This window comes from Xenorhabdus khoisanae (genome assembly GCF_001037465.1).
In the GTDB taxonomy this organism is placed as follows: Bacteria; Pseudomonadota; Gammaproteobacteria; order Enterobacterales; family Enterobacteriaceae; genus Xenorhabdus; species Xenorhabdus khoisanae.
In genome coordinates this window covers 28750-46347 of sequence record NZ_LFCV01000128.1, presented here as the reverse complement: position 1 = coordinate 46347, position 17598 = coordinate 28750, and the positions used below count along the sequence as shown (strand labels likewise).

The following is a 17598-nucleotide window of genomic DNA, read 5'->3' as shown; positions in this document are numbered from 1 at the left end:
TTATAAAACAGAAGGCGAAGGTGCTAATCATTATTCTAATGATGTTTAGTCCTTACATTTATTCAAAAAATAATAAAATAGAGATAATTCATCTAACAGGTTTAGAGCTAATCGAAAGCAAAGATAAATAATGAAATATGGGTTTTTTATATCAATGGCGGAGGAATGATTACATTTAAAAATAATAACAAAGAAATATTTTTAGGTTGCGAATCAAAGAAATGTGAATATTTCTTTATTTTACCTTTCGATGGAATGAATCCATAATTACTTTTTATCTATTTTAAAGGGTTAAGTTTTCCTGTTTTTGGAAAATTAGAGAAATGTAATATATAAAATTTCGTACAAATTTTTTAGCGCAAAAAGATCAACCTGTATTCATTAGGTTTGTGTGCTAAGGGGATCTTCCTAAATACATGGACGACTTTTAGGAAATATTTCAACATTCTCTGAGGATAGCGTCAGTGCTGAACACTGTTGTGCAAAGCGAATACTTTCTTTCAGCTCCATGCCTTCTAACCAACAATGCACAAGACCGGCCATCATCGCATCACCAGCTCCATTGGTATTAATAACATTAGTATTGATAGCATGTGACCATCCTGACGTGTGGTCCAATTCACTATAATAGACTCCTTCTGCATCCATACTTAAAATTAGGCGTTGGACACCACGCTGATGAAACCAGCGTGCTGCATTGGCAGCATCTTTTTGAGTTTCTATTTTGATTCCACTCAGAATTTCAGCCTCAGTACGATTGGGTTTTAAAGTGTGAATATGGGATAACCAATGGCGAATTTTGGGCGCTTTAGATCCTGAAACGGTATCAACAAAAATAGGAACGTTGCTGATATGGTTAAATAACCATTTCAAGGCATCTTCTGTTAAATTGCAGTCAATGACTAAGACACTAGCATGTTGGATTAAAGATTTAGATTGAGATAATAACGTAGGAGTTAGTTTTTCCAAAATGCTCATGTCATTAACAGCCACGACACATTTACCATTTTCGTCGATAAGTGAATTACAGATTGATGTTTTTTCTCCATCTAATTTATAGAGATATTTAATATTAACACCAGCTGATTTTGTTTGCTCAAACAGTATGTTTCCATGTGAATCATTACCAACAACAGATATTAGGTAACTTTCATTTTTTAATAATGCAATATTTTGTGCAATGTTTCTCCCTACGCCGCCTGGTGTCGAAATAATTTTCCCTGGGTTGGAATCTTCATAAATCAATTTGGCATAGGTATAACTTGTTAGATCCATATTGGCTGCGCCAATTGTGACAGTGTAAACGTCATTGGATAAAATGTAACCTTTGCCTTTGATGTAACCTTTTTTACTGAGATTCATAATATGTCCTGCAACACATGATCGGCTAATTCCAAGGATATCAGCAAGTTCTTGCTGCTGAATGAAAGGATCACGTTTGAGAAGTTGCAATATCTGGTTTTCCCTTTTTGACATATTATTTCCCTAGTTGTTTTTTTGTATTGATGTTTTATTTCATGTGTGACTGAGAGTAAAGGCTATTTTTATGTTTAGTTCCAATTATGAGAATGTGATCGTAAGTTTTATAAAGCATGCGTTTTGCAGAAAAACGTGATCTGTATCTTGAATATTATGCTGAAAAATAAGGGAAAATTAGATAGATAAATACATCAAGTCAGTAAACTATATTTTTGTCTGTATTAATTCCTTTTAAAACAAATTGTTGCGTTATTGCGGGAGAGTGGCAAACAAATGTTTGGTTTTTTTATGAGTCATTTTTTATTACAAGAACATACTCCAGTCACATAATCAGCTATGTGACTGGATATTTACTTTTTACAGTTGTTCTGTAATTTATTAGATATACATAATATTATTTTTTATCAGTTAACATATGGTATGAAACGACAATCCCTGCGGTTTGACCAGCAAGCGAAGGTTCATCACTGGCCAGATAAAGCCCGGCAATATAGTGACCATCAACAGCGAATTTTCTATATTTTTTGGCATAGCGCTGGCCGAAACTAAATTGGCGTCCATCACTTAGCCTAAATAGTGCCTCATCAACCGCACCATTTCCCCATACTTCCAAGCTGGTTATAACACTACCACTGAGTTCAATTGATCTTGTTTCTGATGTCACTGTACCAAGTGTATGAGATGAGTCGTTGTCAAATATAATTGTAATACCTCCTACTCTAGGTGCATTGCCGATCCTTTGTACATATCCAGTCAATGATTTTATTTTATTATACTTTCCATTGACTAAAGAGGGCTTGAGCGGCTCCTGCGTTTGATCGTCTTCTGTCAGAGCCTGAATTCTCGTCTTGTTTGTAGGACGATCAAACACGGTTGAATAACTGATAGTCTTAGGATAAAAACCACTTTCAAGGCTATCATTTTGTATATGCTCAATGAATTCAAGGCATTCTAAACCGTGTAATAAACAATATCCTCTTACAGAGAATAAATTATTAGTCACACTTTCTGCTGTTGAGGTGTTTATAGCATCATCGTATTGATTAGTATACATTGTACGAATATAGTTATTCGCATTGACAACTAATTTGTTGATGAGTTGATTTAATTCATCGACTTCTATATCTGTTAAACCAATGTCGCCTTTCTTCTCTATTCCCATTTTCCAATAAGGAGCCTGTAACATAAGAGTATTAGAGTACATTGGAAGAATTTGATAGTTTGTTTTATTATCAAAAGACTTAAATTTTTCCTCTACGCTAACCAAATATCTGGCCAGGAACATATACGCGTCACGGCTTTCCTGGCTACCGGGCGAATTTTCTAACATGTATTCAACATGTTCCATTTTTCCTTTGATTTCTTGTATATCTCCATTAAGTATACCCTTAATGGTTTTTAGGGCGGCATCTTCTATCATCTGTTCGACTTTCTGGAGAATCTGTTCCCAGGTATTGTCTTTTTGTTGAGGCCAAAATAACCCTAATAGAAAAGACATTGCAGGGCCAGCCCCGGGAATAAACCCTATGCCACCAATAATAGCATCTTTTATTATTGATGACATATCCCACTCATAATCAGGTGTGGCAACTGTATAAGTATCTATCATTAATATTTCATTTGATAAGGGTAGTGTTTTATTTTCAGATATAATAATAGGTGTGGTATTCATAATTTTGTTTTTACCTTAGTGCCGTCATTTGAGTTTTATTGGTGATAAATAAATTTTTTGTATCGTTATTTATTATACCCGGTAACAAAGGCGCGTTTATCTGTATCGTTATAAATTACAACCTTACTGTAATATACGGAGTTGCTGGGTGATTGTAATATTCCGTCTTCACCGGCTTTTACCGTGATAGATGAATGTTCGAACCATTGTGATGTGAAGGAATGGGACCAATAAAAAACAGCTCTAACTTCTGGAGCAGGGCCGGAATTAGCTACATAGTAATTAGGGCGTGTTTCAGGAATAATAGGTGTGTCTGTTCTTGTTGCCTGAACAGAAGAATGTGGCTCGATTGTCATATCACTATAATTACTGATGATATGAAGTTCTGATTCGGGTGTATTTTGATTATCAATTTTTGTTGCCGGAGCAGTTTGAGAATTATTTATAATTGTAATGCTACTACTGCCATTTATGTTAATTGTGATCATAAAATAATATCCTGTTTAAGTTTATATACCCTTCGTCTTTCAAGTTGCCTCTTTGTTGGCTGTACTCACTCACCCCAGTCACATAGTTATCTATGCTCCCGGGGATTCGTTCCCTTGCCGCCGCGACGCAACTTGAAATCCATTGGGTATAGGTTGTTAAATATAAAGTTTCATTCCGGTTGTTAATGTTTGAATGGTTTATATTTTCAGTTTTACACTTTTGGCTATTTGTTGTCATTTCATTATATAATAATTTATATTGATAAAAGACATTTCCTTACACTTAAAGAACTATTTAATTGCTAGGTAAATTGGGTTTAGATTTATTGCGGGGGTATTCTAAGCATCTTGGCAAGACAATATGAAATATATAAAATGATAGTTGTATTCAAAAATAAGATCACTTGTTGAAACAATAATTTTTGTGGGGTGGGTTTATTTGGTCATTAATATAAAATATAATTAGCCCAAAATAAATTGGGCTAATTTAGCATGTACTGGTATAACGTAATTATTTTTTATTTAATTACATTTTGATACAAATCCCAGCGATTGCCATAAATATCCTCAAAAACGACAACTGTGCCATACTCTTCTTGACGAGGTTCTTCACAAAAGTGGACGCCATTTTCTTTCATTTTATGATAATCGCGCCAAAAATCGTCAGTTTGCAGAAATAGAAATACTCTGCCACCGCATTGATTACCAATAAACGTTTCTTGTCTTTCGTTAGAGGCTCTTGCCAGCAATAAATTACAATCGCTTTCAGGATTTGGTGTAACAACCACCCATCTTTTACCCGGTTGTGGCGTATCTTCTACCAGCGTAAATCCCAATTTATTGGTGTAATAGTCAATAGCTCTGTCGTAATCATCGACAACAATGGCAACGTATCCCATACATCTTTTTTGTGTTCTCATAACATTCCTATATTGACTAACTTCAGAAATTACAGCATCCGTGTGCCTAAGTTCACATCTCTTTCTGGTTGGATCAGAACGGTTCCCTGATCGCCACAAACGGCAGCTAAGACTAAAACTTCAGATTTAAAACCTGCTACGCGCCTTGGTGGAAAGTTCACCACGGCCAGTATTTGTTTGCCAACTAATTGTTCTTCTGTGTAGTTCTGGCAGATCTGGGCCGAGCTTTGCTTTTCACCAATATCACTACCAAAATCGATATAAAGTTTATAGGCGGGTTTGATGGCTTTTTCGTTTTTTTCTGCTTTGGTGATTTTACCTACGCGGATATCGAATGACATAAAAGCATCAATCGTCGCAGGTTCGGGATTTACATGTTCCATAGGGTTTAATTCATTGTTTAAATTATGTTATTTAGCATAAGGGAAATGTGAAAGGATGACTAGGATAAAGTCATCGCTATCGAACACCACCCGCAATAATTTTAACGAGATGGGTTTCAGGGTAATGATCAGTCACCTTTTTTTGATGCAGCCACCAGCATAGGTAATCAGCATCATGATGATGTGAATTGAATAATAGACCAATCACACTGCCGCTGTGGGCGACGTTCAGTCCGTAAATACCCGTGTGCTCGACTAAATGCCGTAATTGTTCAAAACAGGGTTTAGGTAACATTGATTGTCTGGTGAGAGCGCTTAATGTACAGGCTTCGCCAAGACGGTAATTATCGTGCTGCTGATTTGCAATGCGGAATTGTTGCCATGCCTGTTGGAGTAATGAAGCGGTATCCTGCAACTGTCGGCGATGATCTTGTTGATGGTACTCTTCCGTTAAAATAGTTTGCTGGTTTTCCAACAGCAAAATATCGACATCGGGTTGCCAGTTAAAGGGAAGTTGAGTCTGGGCAGTAATATGATCGAACAGGGTTAATTGCCTGAATATTGTGCTATCGGTAGGTTCCAGTTTAACGCACAGTTGCGCGAGTTCCGTGTCGTTAAGTGACTTCCCCAATAATCGGGCGGTGGCCTGTGCTGTTGCGGCGATGTCTGCTGTGCTGCTGGCCATGCCTTTGGCAATCGGGATTGTTGATTGATATTCAATACGCAGGTTGGAAGTCAGTCCGGGGGATTCTTGCCAGTAATTCAGCAGTAAATTGACCATTTGTCGCATACGTGGCCGTTCATGCGCGATGGGGGTGCCTTCACTGACGGAAACATAACTGAACCAATTGATTGGGCAGGAAATTAGCTTTTCTCCTCCTAATAACCACCCTTGTAGAAGTTCGCCACAGGATGCGGGGCAGTAAGCCTCAGCCATGTAAAACCTGCTGCATGGCGGCGATCAGGCGTTGATTTTCCCATTCGCTGCGTATGGCTACGCGATAATAACGATCGTCTAACCCCACATAATTCTGGCAATGGCGGATGAGTATCCTTTGTTTAAGTAAGGCATGCCATAAATGAAGGTTAGGTTCATTACAGCGGAAGAACAGGAAATTAGCGGATGGCGGCCAGACGGTCAGTTCAGGAAAGGCTGAAAGGTGTGTCCATAAATAATGTTGTTGTGATTTCAGCCATTGATGTGTGGCTGTCATATAAGCATGTTCATCAAACAGAATCTCACCCACCAGAGCGGCAAGAGCGTTGATCGACCACGGTTCACGTCGCTTTTTCATTTCTGCGATCCCCGTTATATCCCCACTAATTAAATAACCTAACCGTAGCCCGGGAATAGCGAAAAATTTTGTCAGCGAACGCAATATATAAAGATGTTGAGCTGCTGCAACTTGAGGAATTAACCCCCGGTTATCAGGCAAAAAATCAATGAAAGCTTCATCAACAATCAGGGCAATCTTATGTTTTTCACAATATTCCACCAGCGATTGCATAAACTGGCTGTCAGGCATTAATCCGGTAGGATTATTGGGGGTGGTTATAAAAACACAATCAGGATGGGTATTGGATAATGTATCCAACAGGCGTAGATCAGGTTGAAACCCAGCATTTTCTGTTAATGGATAGTCGATGATCTCTGCCCCGATTTGCTGCAAGGCACGCCGATATTCCGCGAACCCAGGAATAAGAAGCAGGGCGCGTTTAGGGTTGAGGTAACGAACAACGGCGTAGATCAGCTCTGTTGCACCATTACCCGCTATCACCGAAGCATAAGCGCATTGATGGGCCTTTGCGATGGCCTGATGCAAATGGCGATATTCCGCATCAGGGTATTTTTCAATACAAGCAAGGTGATTTTTAATCAGCTCCTTAACCCGTTCGGGTGCGCCCAGCGGATTGATATTAGCGCTAAAATCAATCAATTCATTGGCCGGTAGACCAAATTGTTCAGCAATTTCTATCACATTGCCGCCATGTCCACTCATGGCCTTGCTCCATCAGTGACGTTTTCCAGCTTGGAAGAGATTTCACTGAATATGAGGGAAGCCGGGGTAAACGAGAGCATTGCACTCAAATTAACCACCTCGCCGATCACAATCAGCGCTGGTGCATGTAAATTTTTTTCTTCCACTTTTGCCGCCAGGGTTTTCAGTGTACCTATGGCTCTATCTTGTTTGGGGTGACTGGCATACATAATGACTGCGGCAGGTGTTGCAGGAGATTTGCCATGCAATATTAATTGTTGGCAGATTTCCGCCAGTCGCGTCATTCCCATCAGAATAATCAACGTACCTTCCAATTGTGCGAGTACTTTCCAGTTTTGTTGTTCGTTGCCCTGAGCTGTGTGGCCGGTCACGACATGGAAACCGGATGCGTAATCGCGGTGAGTAACGGGAATGCCTGCATAGGCAAGTCCACCAATTGAGGAACTGATACCCGGAACAATTTCAAATTGAATGCCATGCTGAACCAATACTTCGGCTTCTTCCCCTCCACGACCAAAGACATAGGGATCACCCCCTTTCAGGCGAACAACCTGCTTTCCCGCCAGAGCATGCTTCACCAGAATCTGATTAATTTCTTCTTGTGGAATGGGATGGTAATCATGCTCTTTCCCTACGTTGATGATTTCGCAATGTTCTGGCACTTGTGCAATCAGCTCAGGGTTGACGAGACGATCATGAACAATAACATCAGCAGATTGAATACAATGCAGTCCTTTGACCGTAATTAAACCAGCATCACCGGGGCCTGCACCAACTAACCACACATTGCCTGTATTCATTGAATTATCTCCAGGAAGTTAAAATATAAATAACCAAAAAGTTAACAATATATATCATGGTATCGAAAATTATATGAGAGGTTGTTTTTCATAAAAAAGAATTTATTAATCTTGGCTTTATTTCACTTCGTTTATAATGATATTTTCAGTTATTATAATCCTGCTCACATCCAATCTGATTTTTCGACAATTATTACGTTAATGTGAATAAGATGAAATTGATTTACGTCAATATTCATCATTTTAAATTTGAATTATTTTCAGGATGAATTTTGTTATCTGGTGAAAATGTTTTTCTATCTTAATGTAATATTGTTATATTAATGATTTCCTTTTTTGTTGTTTCAGTTTTACATTTAATAATCTCAATTTATTCAAGGTGTTGGGTGGGTTTGTGTGTGATGTTAAATTGTTGTTTGTGTTAATTTTTATTTCGTTATGAATAAAAATACTTTTCATATCGTAATGATTATGAACAAGATCACAAAAGTAATAAAGGTTGTTTTTTTAAAAATAAAAACTGTGTATTTTGAAAATTGATCTATCGCCATTATTTATTTTAACCAAGAATAAAATTGTAATAATAATGTTAATTCTGGCTTTTTTCTATTGATATAAAGGCATTGGGATGGTGTTGCCTGATTGGGAGTGAATTAATTCTCACTATTGAAAATAAAATGTCTTTTGTTTGATATATATCAATGAATGAGAATAACTTATTCAGAATGAACATAAACATATCGTTCTGATGTTTTCAGGGAAATATTTTTTGGATAAGTGGTTATAGGTAAGTGGTTATATACCCAATGGATTTCAAGTTGCGTCGCGGCGGCAAGGGAACGAATCCCCGGGAGCATAGATAACTATGTGACTGGGGTGAGTGAGTGCAGCCAACAAAGAGGCAACTTGAAAGACGAAGGGTATAGATAAGTAGTTGTAGATAAGCAGTTGTAGGTAAATAGCTATAGGTAAATGGCTATAGGTAAATTGTTTAGGGGCAAGAGTTTTGGGATAACTGTTTTGAGGAAAGCAGATGCAACAAAAATATGCTTTTGTCATTGCCGGTACTGGCAGCGGATGTGGCAAAACGACCGTCGCGCTGGGCATTATGCGGGCATTAATGAACCGTCAATTGCGGGTACAACCATTCAAAATCGGGCCTGATTATCTGGATGGCGGTTGGCATCATGCTGTAACGGGTATCGTTTCCCGTAACCTTGATGCTTTTATGTTGCCTGTTCCCATACTCAATAGCCTGTTTAACCAAGCGATGCTCGATAAGGATGTTGCAGTTATTGAAGGGGTGATGGGGCTATATGATGGTTATGGCACTGATCCTGACTATTGCAGTAGCTCTGCGATGGCAAAACAACTTGGATGTCCGGTGATTTTATTAGTGGATGGTAAAGCGGTTTCCACCTCTATTGCTGCCACCGTCATGGGATTTCAGCAATTTGACCCTGCTGTCAATATTGCGGGTGTGCTGATAAATCGCGTAAATCGAGAGAGCCATTTTCAGTTGTTGAAACAGGCGATTGAGCGTTATTGCGCTATTCCCGTCTTGGGACGCATCCCTGTCATGCCGGATATTACACTTCCTTCCCGCCATCTTGGGTTGATCTCTGCGCAAGGGCGGGATAGCCAACATGATGAATGCTGGTCGCATCTGGCCGGGCAAATCGAAGCCTCAGTGGATTTGGAGCAGTTGCTGGCGTTAACTCAATTATCTGCCTTGCCGGAAGGAAATACCGATTCCCTCGTTGATCCTGCGATGGGGCAAGGTCTGACGCTGGCTCTGGCAGAAGATGAAGCATTTCATTTCTATTACCCCGATAACCTGTGGTTACTGGAAAAAGCAGGTGTAACCATCACGCGTTTTAGCCCTTTGCATGATCATCAATTGCCTGAGTGCCAGATGATTTATCTGGGCGGGGGATACCCTGAAATTTATGCACAGGCACTGGCTGCCAACCATGCCATGTATGCCGCATTACGGCAGGCGCATCAAAAAGGTATTCCCATTTATGCGGAATGCGGTGGCTTGATGTATCTCGGCGAAGCCCTGACCGATGTGGACGGCGTGCGGCATAACATGGTGGGGTTGATTGTGGGTGAAAGCCAGATGAGAGATAGCCTGCAACGTTTTGGCTACTGTGAAGCGACTGCAATGTACGATACGCCCCTAATCGCAAAAGGGGAAACGCTGCGCGGGCATGAGTTTCATTACTCGGATTTTGTCACTACTCAACCTCCTGTTTTTCAGTGCGTTAAGTGGCGTGATGGTTTACGACAGGAAGGAATACAAAAAAGCTGGTTGGGGGGATATCAGAGTGGCAATACGTTAGCGGGATATATGCATATCCATTTTGCCCAATGCCCCGGTTTGCTTCATCGCTGGCTGATGTTGGCCCGGAGGCGGTTATGACACTCTTATTATGGTTTGCCGCTTTTATCCTGGATATGAAATTGGGAGATCCTCCTCATTGGCCCCATCCCGTGCGTTGGATGGGGCAACTTATCAAGCAGACTGAGCGATTGATTCGCCGAATGAGCCGAACCGAAACCGATTTGAAATGGGGCGGTGCACTGTTATGGCTGGTGGTTGTGGGGAGTGTCTGGCTGGTGAGTTATTGGGCATTGCAACTGGCTTATGGCGTGGGGTTTTGGCTGGGGTGTCTGGTCGAGATTTGGATGATTTATACCGTGTTGGCGGGGCGGGGTCTGAGCGAGGCGGCGAAGGCGGTTTATCAGGCATTGCGACGGGGGGATTTGGATGCCAGTCGTGAACAGCTCGCCAAAATCGTCGGGCGGGAAACATCTCAACTGCAAGTGCCACAAATCAGCCGTGCTGCTATTGAAACCGTAGCAGAAAACAGCGTGGATGGCGTCATTGCACCGTTGTTCTTTTTAATGCTCGGTGGCGCTCCGCTTGCTATGACCTATAAGGCGATTAATACCCTTGATTCAATGGTGGGTTATAAAACGCCTCGTTATCGTGCGCTGGGGATGTTTTCGGCACGTATGGACGATGTGGCGAATTGGCTGCCTGCCCGTTTGGGCTGGCTTTTACTGGCATTGGCTGCGAAATGGCAAGGGTTGGATTTCCGGCAGGCATTGCGTATCGGTTGGCGCGATCGTTATCAACACAGTAGCCCCAATAGCGGCTGGCCGGAAGCCACCGTCGCAGGGGCATTGGGTATCCGTCTTGGCGGGCCGAATATTTATTTTAACCAGCGCGTAGAAAAACCGTGGATTGGTGATGCAAAGCGTGAAGTCACACCTGACGATATTCCGCAGTCTGTACAGATGATGATAGTCGCATCAGTGATGGCACTCCTGTTATTTGCGCTGCTGCATAGCCTGTTCAGTGTGACAGTATAAGGAGGGAGTAGCATGAACGATTATATTCAACAGCCCCAACAGATTGAACAGAATAGCTTCGAGATAATCACTCGCCTTATCGATGAATTGCGTCCTGATTATCGTTTTGTGGATGCGGATCAGGAAGCGGTGATCAAACGGGTCATTCACACCACCGCCGATTTTGATTGGCTCGATATCCTCCATTTTTCCCCTGATGTTTTGTCCCTGATTCGTGGCGGTATTTCACGCGGCTGTACGTTATATACCGATACCACAATGGCCCTGTCAGGGATCAACAAAACACGTCTGGCTCAGTATGGCTGTGAATGCCGCTGTTATGTCAGCGATCCCAGAGTCATTCAAATAGCAAAAGCCCGGCAAATCACGCGTTCAATGGCGGCAGTTGATCTTGCCCTGCAAGAGCCAGGGGAGAAGATTTTTGTCTTTGGCAATGCACCGACCGCGCTATTTCGCCTGATGGAGCATCAGTCAGCACTGATTGCCGTGGTCGGTGTGCCTGTTGGTTTTGTTGGTGCGGAAGAATCCAAAAATGTCCTGATTAACAGTGGCCTGAGCTGCATAGCGGCAAAAGGGCGCAAAGGGGGAAGCAATATTGCTGCTGCCATTATTAATGCCATCCTTTATCGGATGCCGGAGGTGACGCATGGATGAAATCCGTGATAGCCGGGCAGAAGGTTTTGGCGTGGATGGATTTGCAATAAATAGCCCCGGAACAGTTTGGCATAGGGGAAAACAGTACCGCAAAGGTTACACCACAGGCTCTTGTGCGACAGCGGCTGCCCGGGTGGCGGCGTTGATGATCCTGCGTCAGCAGGTTATTCATCAAGTTTCGATTGTCACACCTTCTGGTGTCACTTTGTCTTTGAATGTCGAGCAACCTTTGATCGAAGGTCAGCAGGCGATTGCCGCTATCCGCAAAGATGGTGGTGATGATGTGGATGCGACTCATGGCATGTTGATTTTCGCCCGTGTTGCGCTGAATGACAGTGGCGTGATTACGCTGGATGGCGGTGAAGGTGTTGGGCGGGTAACGCGCGTAGGGGTTGGTTTGCCCATTGGTTGGGCGGCCATTAATAAAACGCCACGGCATACCATTGAAGAAGCGGTTCGGGAGGTGATTGGCCCGCATCGTGGGGCGGATATTGTGATTTTCGCACCGGAAGGCGAAGAGCGGGCGAAGAAAACGTATAACGATAGGTTGGGGATCAAGGGCGGGATTTCGATTATCGGCACGACGGGCATTGTGACACCGATGTCCGAGGAGAGTTGGAAGCGTTCGTTGGCGCTTGAATTGGAAGCCAAACGCGCCAATGGGCTGGATCGCATTATTTTTGTGCCGGGAAATCATGGAGAGCGTTTTGTCAGCCAGCAATTGGGTATTGATGCTAATTGTGTTGTCACGATGAGTAATTTTGTCGGCTATATGCTGCAAGAAGCAGTACGTTTGGAATTTCGCCATGTGGTGCTGGTGGGGCATGTTGGTAAGTTGGTGAAAATTGCCGCCGGTATTTTCCACACCCATAGCCACATTGCTGATGGTCGTATGGAGACGTTGATTGCCAATCTGGCCTTGATGGGAGCGCCTTTCGAACTGATTCAGTCAGTGGATCAATGTGATACCACCGAAGCCGCCATTGAGTTGATTGCCGAACAGGGTTGGCAGGACGTCTTTTCACAAATTGCCCAAAAAATCTGCGGGCGTATCGGGCAGATGCTGCGTTTCGCCAGCAACAAACCACAGTGTGATGCCATTCTTTTCTCTTTTGATAACCAAGTATTGGGCTGCAATCGGCCTGTGAGTGAAATCGTCGAAGATTTTGTGGGGGGCTTACGATGATCACCGTTGTTGGCATTGGCCCTGGCGCGGCGGCAAACCAAACTTTGGCTGCATTGGAGGCAATCAAACAAGCGGAAGTGCTGGTCGGCGGCAAGCGTCACCTTGCCGAATTTCCCTCTTTCAGCGGTGAAACCCGCCGTTTGAATGCCGATATGGACGGATTGATGCACTGGCTCGAACAGAACCAACATCGGCCCATTGTGGTACTGGCCTCGGGTGACCCCCTTTTTTATGGCATTGGCAAGCGGATCACCGAACATTTTGTTGGGTTACATGCGGATGGACAAATGGATGAACAAAACGTCCGCATCATTTCTGGTATCAGTTCGGTTCAATATTTGTGCGCCCGTATGTTGCTGGACATGAATGACATTTATCTCACCAGCAGCCACGGGCGAAAACCGGATTTTGACTGGCTGCTCCGACACGAAAAAATTGCGATGGTGACGGATGAGGTGACTGGCCCTTACCAGATCGCGCAAGAAATTCTGGCACGCGGGCAGCAGCGTTGCATGGTGATTGGTGAAAATCTGTCACAGGAAAATGAACAGATTGTTTGTTTAAACGCGGAACAGGTCGCACAACGTGGCGACATTAATTATGGCTTGAATGTGGTGGTGATCCTGAATGAAAGATGAACTGTTTTTGCGCGGTCATCGCATCCCCATGACCAAAGAAGCAATTAGGGCGTTGGCATTAGAACGGCTGGAACTGAAAAAAGCCAGACGTTTTATTGATGTCGGAGCTGGTACAGGCAGTGTCAGTATTGAAGCAGCATTGCGTTATCCCACGCTGGATATTTTGGCTATTGAACGCAAGGAAGAAGCGTTGGCGTTGATTACTGAGAATGTCCGGCATTTTGGCTGTCACACGGTTCGTGTTCAGTCAGGTGATGCCCCTGTGCCATTGGAAGACAGAGCAGATGCCATTTTTATTGGCGGAACCGGTGGGCACTTGATTGAGATGATCGATTGGACGTTGGCACACCTGAACCAAGGTGGACGTTTGGTGATGACCTTTATCCTGCTGGAAAACTTCACGCAGGCATTGTTGCACCTGCAAGCCTGTCAGGTGACATCACTTGATGGTCGTGAAATTCAGGTGGGGGAACTGACAGCATTGGGGCAAGGGCACTATTTCAAGCCCAATAACCCTACCTATTTGATCTCCTGCCAGAAAGATTCTGCACAAGAGGCGAATTGGCAAAAGGAGCCGGATCATGTCTGAACCTATTGATAAAACTGATATTGATAAAGCCGGTTTTGATACTGAAAAAGTTTGGTTTGTCGGAGCAGGGCCAGGGGACAAGAGCTTGATAACCCTGAAAGGCTACCAATTGTTGCAACAGGCTCAGGTCGTCATTTATGCCGGTTCGCTGATTAATCGGGAACTGCTGGAATATTGCCGTGAAGATGCTGAATGCCATGACAGCGCGGTGCTGACATTACCGGAAATCACTGCCTTGATGGTGAATGGTGTACAAGCGGGCAAATTGGTGGTTCGCCTGCAAACCGGAGACTTATCGCTGTTTGGTTCTATTCGGGAACAGGCTGAAGAGCTGGCAACCCGGGGGATCGGATTTGTCTCTGTGCCGGGAGTGAGTTCGTTTCTCGGAGCCGCCGCACAACTGGGGGTGGAGTATACCGTTCCCGAAATCGCGCAAAGTTTGATTATCACCCGCATAGAAGGCCGGACACCCATGCCGCCACGGGAGACGCTGGAGGCTTTTGCCGCTCACCAGACTTCAATGGCGATTTTCCTCTCGGTACAGGACATTGAAGGGGTTGTGGCTCGTTTGATTCAGGGCGGTTATGTACAAGAGACGCCGATTGCCGTGGTTTATAAAGCGACCTGGCCGGATTGTCAGGTTGTGCGTGGCACTTTGCTCACGATTGCTGAACAGGTACACAGTGCCGGCATTCGTAAAACGGCGTTGATCTTGGTCGGTGCTTTTCTTGGGGAAGAGTACCATTACTCGAAATTGTATGACGCGGGGTTCAGCCATGAATACCGTCGTGCTTAATCAAGCTATTCCTGAAAACGTGATATCTCAAAACGCCATTGCCCTGTTTTGTCTGACCGCAGGCGGTATGGCGCTGGCTCGTCGTTTGCAATCCCATTTGGCAATGGATTGTTTTACTTCTCCTGAATGGGTGGAAACAGGATTCACGGCATTTGACGGCACTTTTGCCAATACGGTACGAAAAGCGTTCATTCAATATGGCGCTTTGATCATGATTGGGGCAACGGGAATTGCCATTCGGGTTATCGCCCCTCTGCTCAAGGACAAAATGATTGATCCGGCCGTGGTGGTGTTGGATGAAAAAGGGCAATTCGCTATCAGTTTATTGTCAGGGCATATGGGGGGTGCAAATGATTTGGCCCGGCAGGTGGCGGATATTCTTGATGGTCAGGCAGTGATCACCACTGCGACGGATGTTAACCAAATCGCTGCGCTGGATGTATTGGCTCAACAGGTTGACGGGAAGATGGAAAATTTTCGTGCCAACGTTAAAACCATCAATCAAATGCTGGTCAATGGTAAACATGTTGGGATTTGGTGGCATCCTGCGCTGAAAAGTGAACAAGGCCACTACGATACGCGCGGATTTATTCCTGTTACCGATTTAAATCGGCTACCTAAATTAGATGCGTTGGTTTATGTCAGCTATGGCAGTGCAAAACTGGAGTTGCCAATACCGACATTCAAATTGGTTCCTCACCGTATTGTTGCCGGAATAGGCTGTCGCCGTGGTGTTGAAGCCAGCCGGGTAGCACAGTTGCTGGAATATCATCTGGCAGAACATGATCTTGATCCACTGGCATTAAAAGCCATCGGCAGTGTGGAATTAAAACAGGCAGAACCCGCATTAATCCAATTGGCAGAAGAGCGCCAGATTCCGTTTCAGATCTTCTCTGTTAATCAGCTCGCCCAATGTGAACAAGAACAGGCATTTCCGGCCTCTGAATTTGTTCGCAAGACCGTGGGTATAGGCTGTGTCTCCCAACCTGTGGCTTGGCTGATGAGCCAAGGGCATCTGGTTGGCCATACCTTGCGTGAGCAGGGTGTCACCATCACATTAGGAGTACTGCATCCATGTTAACCGTTATTGGTATTGGCCCGGGCAGTGAAGCCATGATGACGCAGGAAGCGGTTGCTGCATTGAAGGCTGCTGACATCGTGGTGGGTTACAAAACCTATACCCATTTGGTGAAACCGCTGGTGGGCGATAAAGAGATCATCAAAACCGGCATGTGCAAAGAGATTGAACGCTGCCAGACGGCAATCGAACTGGCAGAACAGGGCAAAAATGTGGCGGTGGTTTGTAGCGGTGATGCGGGTATTTATGGCATGGCGGGGTTGATTCTGGAATTGGTCAGCCAGCAAAAACGCAACGTAGAAGTTCGGCTGGTTGCGGGCGTTACCGCGAGTACGGCCTGTGCAGCCTTGCTTGGCGCGCCGTTGATGCATGATTTTTGTCATATCAGCCTGAGTGATCTGCTCACACCGTGGGAGGTAATTGAAAAACGGGTACAGGCTGCGGCAGAAGCGGATTTTGTCGTCTGTTTCTACAACCCACGCAGCCGGGGACGGGAAGCGCATTTGGCGCGGGCATTTGCTTTGATGGCCCCGTGGAAACCGGCTGAAACGCCCGTCGGTGTGGTGAAAGCAGCGGAACGCAAGCATGAGGAAAAATGGCTGACGACGTTTGGTGCTATGGATTTTTCCCGCGTGGATATGCGCAGTCTGGTGATTGTGGGTAATCAGTCAACTTACATACGCGATGGGCTGATGATCACTCCCAGAGGGTACAAACTATGAAACAGCCGCTGATCCACATTTTTGGCGGCACGAGTGATGCCCGCCAGATTTGCGTGATGATGGATACTGCCGGCATAGATTATTGCTTGTCAGTGGCTACGCCAACGGGAGCGCAACAGGCAACAGGGATCCGTGGTGAAATTGTCATTGGCCGGATGGAATCCGAAGGCATGGTTGAATATCTGCGAAAGCGGGGTACGAGAATGGTGATCGATGCTTCTCATCCTTATGCCGAACAGTTGAGCCACAACATTGTGAACGCCTGTCAAAAGTTGGGACTTCCTCTCATTCGTTATATTCGCCCCAGCGATATTGACGCCGTTGAACATCCTCTCATTTATAAAGTGGCAAACGTTGAACAGGCGTGTGAAGTGGCTGCCAGCCTGGGTTCACGGATTTTGCTGACCACGGGCAGCAAGCAATTAGCGGATTATGTGACCCGCCTGAAAGGAAAAACGGTGCTGGCTCGCGTGTTGCCGACAGCGGAAGTTCTGGCGATGTGCGAATCCTGTGGTTTGTCAGTGGATCAGATTTTTGCCCTGAAAGGCCCGTTCAGTGCTGATTTTAACCGGGCATTTTACCAATTTTGTCAGGCGGAAGTTGTGATCACCAAAGAATCAGGTGAACAGGGCGGTTTCAAAGAAAAAGTTGAACCGTGCCTTTCCCTTGGTTTGCCCTGCATTGTGATTTGCCGTCCGGGTCACCCATTTTCAGGAGACGATATAAAGCAGGCCAATGGATTAGAGGAGGTGCAACAGTTTTTGGCGGATTTTTCAAGGCAGGTAACCAACAAGATAGGTAACCAATAAGGG

18 protein-coding genes are annotated in these 17598 nt (G+C 44.3%); 10 read left to right on the top strand and 8 right to left on the bottom strand.

Translation table 11 applies throughout. The annotated features are described in order from the left end of the window. Window positions 1–408: 408 nt before the first annotated feature. The 8 genes from AB204_RS16625 to cobA all read right to left on the bottom strand — a co-directional run bounded on the left by AB204_RS16625 (window position 409) and on the right by cobA (window position 7742). The gene (locus AB204_RS16625) at window positions 409–1476 is read right to left on the bottom strand and encodes a PfkB family carbohydrate kinase (RefSeq protein ID WP_047964490.1); all 1068 of its coding nucleotides are present in this window, start codon (window positions 1474–1476) and stop codon (window positions 409–411) included. A 397-nt stretch (window positions 1477–1873) separates the two neighbouring features. Beyond that, entirely contained in the window at window positions 1874–3151 is a 1278-nt protein-coding gene (locus AB204_RS16620) for an insecticidal delta-endotoxin Cry8Ea1 family protein (RefSeq protein ID WP_047964489.1), read from the bottom strand. Between the two features lie 65 nt (window positions 3152–3216). Next, window positions 3217–3639: a hypothetical protein gene (locus tag AB204_RS16615; protein WP_047964488.1), complete on the bottom strand. Its 423-nt coding sequence runs from the start codon at window positions 3637–3639 to the stop codon at window positions 3217–3219. A gap of 518 nt (window positions 3640–4157) precedes the next feature. Further along, window positions 4158–4559, bottom strand: coding sequence for a VOC family protein (locus AB204_RS16610; protein WP_047964487.1), 402 nt, complete (start codon window positions 4557–4559; stop codon window positions 4158–4160). A gap of 29 nt (window positions 4560–4588) precedes the next feature. Then, a complete protein-coding gene (locus AB204_RS16605) occupies window positions 4589–4942 on the bottom strand; it encodes a tRNA-binding protein (protein WP_047964486.1) in 354 nt (117 codons plus the stop codon). Between the two features lie 76 nt (window positions 4943–5018). After that, complete coding sequence (locus AB204_RS16600) at window positions 5019–5879, bottom strand: GHMP family kinase ATP-binding protein (RefSeq protein WP_047964485.1); 861 nt, start codon at window positions 5877–5879, stop codon at window positions 5019–5021. Next, entirely contained in the window at window positions 5872–6942 is a 1071-nt protein-coding gene (cobD, locus tag AB204_RS16595; RefSeq protein ID WP_047964484.1) for a threonine-phosphate decarboxylase CobD, read from the bottom strand. Before cobD ends, AB204_RS16600 begins: the two co-directional genes overlap by 8 nt. Next, entirely contained in the window at window positions 6939–7742 is an 804-nt protein-coding gene (gene cobA / locus AB204_RS16590) for a uroporphyrinogen-III C-methyltransferase (RefSeq protein WP_047964483.1), read from the bottom strand. Before cobA ends, cobD begins: the two co-directional genes overlap by 4 nt. Window positions 7743–8775: 1033 nt before the next feature. Between cobA and AB204_RS16585 the strand changes: the two genes are divergently transcribed. From AB204_RS16585 to AB204_RS16540, 10 genes are read left to right on the top strand one after another with little or no spacing between them, the layout of a single operon-like run. Next, the gene (locus AB204_RS16585; RefSeq protein WP_047964482.1) at window positions 8776–10167 is read left to right on the top strand and encodes a cobyrinate a,c-diamide synthase; all 1392 of its coding nucleotides are present in this window, start codon (window positions 8776–8778) and stop codon (window positions 10165–10167) included. After that, window positions 10164–11123: an adenosylcobinamide-phosphate synthase CbiB gene (gene cbiB, locus AB204_RS16580; RefSeq protein WP_047964481.1), complete on the top strand. Its 960-nt coding sequence runs from the start codon at window positions 10164–10166 to the stop codon at window positions 11121–11123. Before AB204_RS16585 ends, cbiB begins: the two co-directional genes overlap by 4 nt. Before the next feature lie 12 nt (window positions 11124–11135). Then, on the top strand, window positions 11136–11777 hold the full coding sequence (locus AB204_RS16575; protein ID WP_047964480.1) for a cobalt-precorrin-8 methylmutase: 642 nt from the start codon (window positions 11136–11138) through the stop codon (window positions 11775–11777). Further along, the gene (gene cbiD / locus AB204_RS16570) at window positions 11770–12963 is read left to right on the top strand and encodes a cobalt-precorrin-5B (C(1))-methyltransferase CbiD (protein ID WP_235428113.1); all 1194 of its coding nucleotides are present in this window, start codon (window positions 11770–11772) and stop codon (window positions 12961–12963) included. The genes AB204_RS16575 and cbiD overlap by 8 nt, the downstream gene beginning before the upstream one ends. Beyond that, window positions 12960–13601 (top strand): cobalt-precorrin-7 (C(5))-methyltransferase, encoded by a 642-nt coding sequence (locus AB204_RS16565; protein ID WP_047964479.1) that lies wholly within the window; start codon window positions 12960–12962, stop codon window positions 13599–13601. Before cbiD ends, AB204_RS16565 begins: the two co-directional genes overlap by 4 nt. Then, a complete protein-coding gene (locus AB204_RS16560) occupies window positions 13591–14190 on the top strand; it encodes a decarboxylating cobalt-precorrin-6B (C(15))-methyltransferase (RefSeq protein WP_047964478.1) in 600 nt (199 codons plus the stop codon). The genes AB204_RS16565 and AB204_RS16560 overlap by 11 nt, the downstream gene beginning before the upstream one ends. Continuing rightward, on the top strand, window positions 14183–14986 hold the full coding sequence (locus tag AB204_RS16555; RefSeq protein ID WP_047964477.1) for a cobalt-precorrin-4 methyltransferase: 804 nt from the start codon (window positions 14183–14185) through the stop codon (window positions 14984–14986). The genes AB204_RS16560 and AB204_RS16555 overlap by 8 nt, the downstream gene beginning before the upstream one ends. Then, window positions 14967–16067 (top strand): cobalt-precorrin 5A hydrolase, encoded by a 1101-nt coding sequence (gene cbiG / locus AB204_RS16550; protein WP_047964476.1) that lies wholly within the window; start codon window positions 14967–14969, stop codon window positions 16065–16067. The genes AB204_RS16555 and cbiG overlap by 20 nt, the downstream gene beginning before the upstream one ends. Beyond that, window positions 16061–16786 carry a precorrin-3B C(17)-methyltransferase gene (locus AB204_RS16545; RefSeq protein ID WP_047964475.1) on the top strand — a complete coding sequence of 242 codons (726 nt, stop codon included), beginning with the start codon at window positions 16061–16063 and terminating at the stop codon, window positions 16784–16786. The genes cbiG and AB204_RS16545 overlap by 7 nt, the downstream gene beginning before the upstream one ends. Then, window positions 16783–17595, top strand: a complete 813-nt coding sequence (locus tag AB204_RS16540; protein WP_047964474.1) for a cobalt-precorrin-6A reductase — start codon at window positions 16783–16785, stop codon at window positions 17593–17595. Before AB204_RS16545 ends, AB204_RS16540 begins: the two co-directional genes overlap by 4 nt. Window positions 17596–17598 lie beyond the last annotated feature (3 nt).

Excerpts from the sequence above, each read along its gene's own strand:
- AB204_RS16625 (WP_047964490.1), bottom strand. The coding sequence starts at position 1,476 with ATGTCAAAAAGGGAAAACCAGATATTGCAACTTCTCAAACGTGATCCT.
- AB204_RS16620 (WP_047964489.1), bottom strand. The coding sequence starts at position 3,151 with ATGAATACCACACCTATTATTATATCTGAAAATAAAACACTACCCTTA.
- AB204_RS16615 (WP_047964488.1), bottom strand. The coding sequence starts at position 3,639 with ATGATCACAATTAACATAAATGGCAGTAGTAGCATTACAATTATAAAT.
- AB204_RS16610 (WP_047964487.1), bottom strand. The coding sequence starts at position 4,559 with ATGAGAACACAAAAAAGATGTATGGGATACGTTGCCATTGTTGTCGAT.
- AB204_RS16605 (WP_047964486.1), bottom strand. The coding sequence starts at position 4,942 with ATGGAACATGTAAATCCCGAACCTGCGACGATTGATGCTTTTATGTCA.
- AB204_RS16600 (WP_047964485.1), bottom strand. The coding sequence starts at position 5,879 with ATGGCTGAGGCTTACTGCCCCGCATCCTGTGGCGAACTTCTACAAGGG.
- cobD (WP_047964484.1), bottom strand. The coding sequence starts at position 6,942 with ATGAGTGGACATGGCGGCAATGTGATAGAAATTGCTGAACAATTTGGT.
- cobA (WP_047964483.1), bottom strand. The coding sequence starts at position 7,742 with ATGAATACAGGCAATGTGTGGTTAGTTGGTGCAGGCCCCGGTGATGCT.
- AB204_RS16585 (WP_047964482.1), top strand. The coding sequence starts at position 8,776 with ATGCAACAAAAATATGCTTTTGTCATTGCCGGTACTGGCAGCGGATGT.
- cbiB (WP_047964481.1), top strand. The coding sequence starts at position 10,164 with ATGACACTCTTATTATGGTTTGCCGCTTTTATCCTGGATATGAAATTG.
- AB204_RS16575 (WP_047964480.1), top strand. The coding sequence starts at position 11,136 with ATGAACGATTATATTCAACAGCCCCAACAGATTGAACAGAATAGCTTC.
- cbiD (WP_235428113.1), top strand. The coding sequence starts at position 11,770 with ATGGATGAAATCCGTGATAGCCGGGCAGAAGGTTTTGGCGTGGATGGA.
- AB204_RS16565 (WP_047964479.1), top strand. The coding sequence starts at position 12,960 with ATGATCACCGTTGTTGGCATTGGCCCTGGCGCGGCGGCAAACCAAACT.
- AB204_RS16560 (WP_047964478.1), top strand. The coding sequence starts at position 13,591 with ATGAAAGATGAACTGTTTTTGCGCGGTCATCGCATCCCCATGACCAAA.
- AB204_RS16555 (WP_047964477.1), top strand. The coding sequence starts at position 14,183 with ATGTCTGAACCTATTGATAAAACTGATATTGATAAAGCCGGTTTTGAT.
- cbiG (WP_047964476.1), top strand. The coding sequence starts at position 14,967 with ATGAATACCGTCGTGCTTAATCAAGCTATTCCTGAAAACGTGATATCT.
- AB204_RS16545 (WP_047964475.1), top strand. The coding sequence starts at position 16,061 with ATGTTAACCGTTATTGGTATTGGCCCGGGCAGTGAAGCCATGATGACG.
- AB204_RS16540 (WP_047964474.1), top strand. The coding sequence starts at position 16,783 with ATGAAACAGCCGCTGATCCACATTTTTGGCGGCACGAGTGATGCCCGC.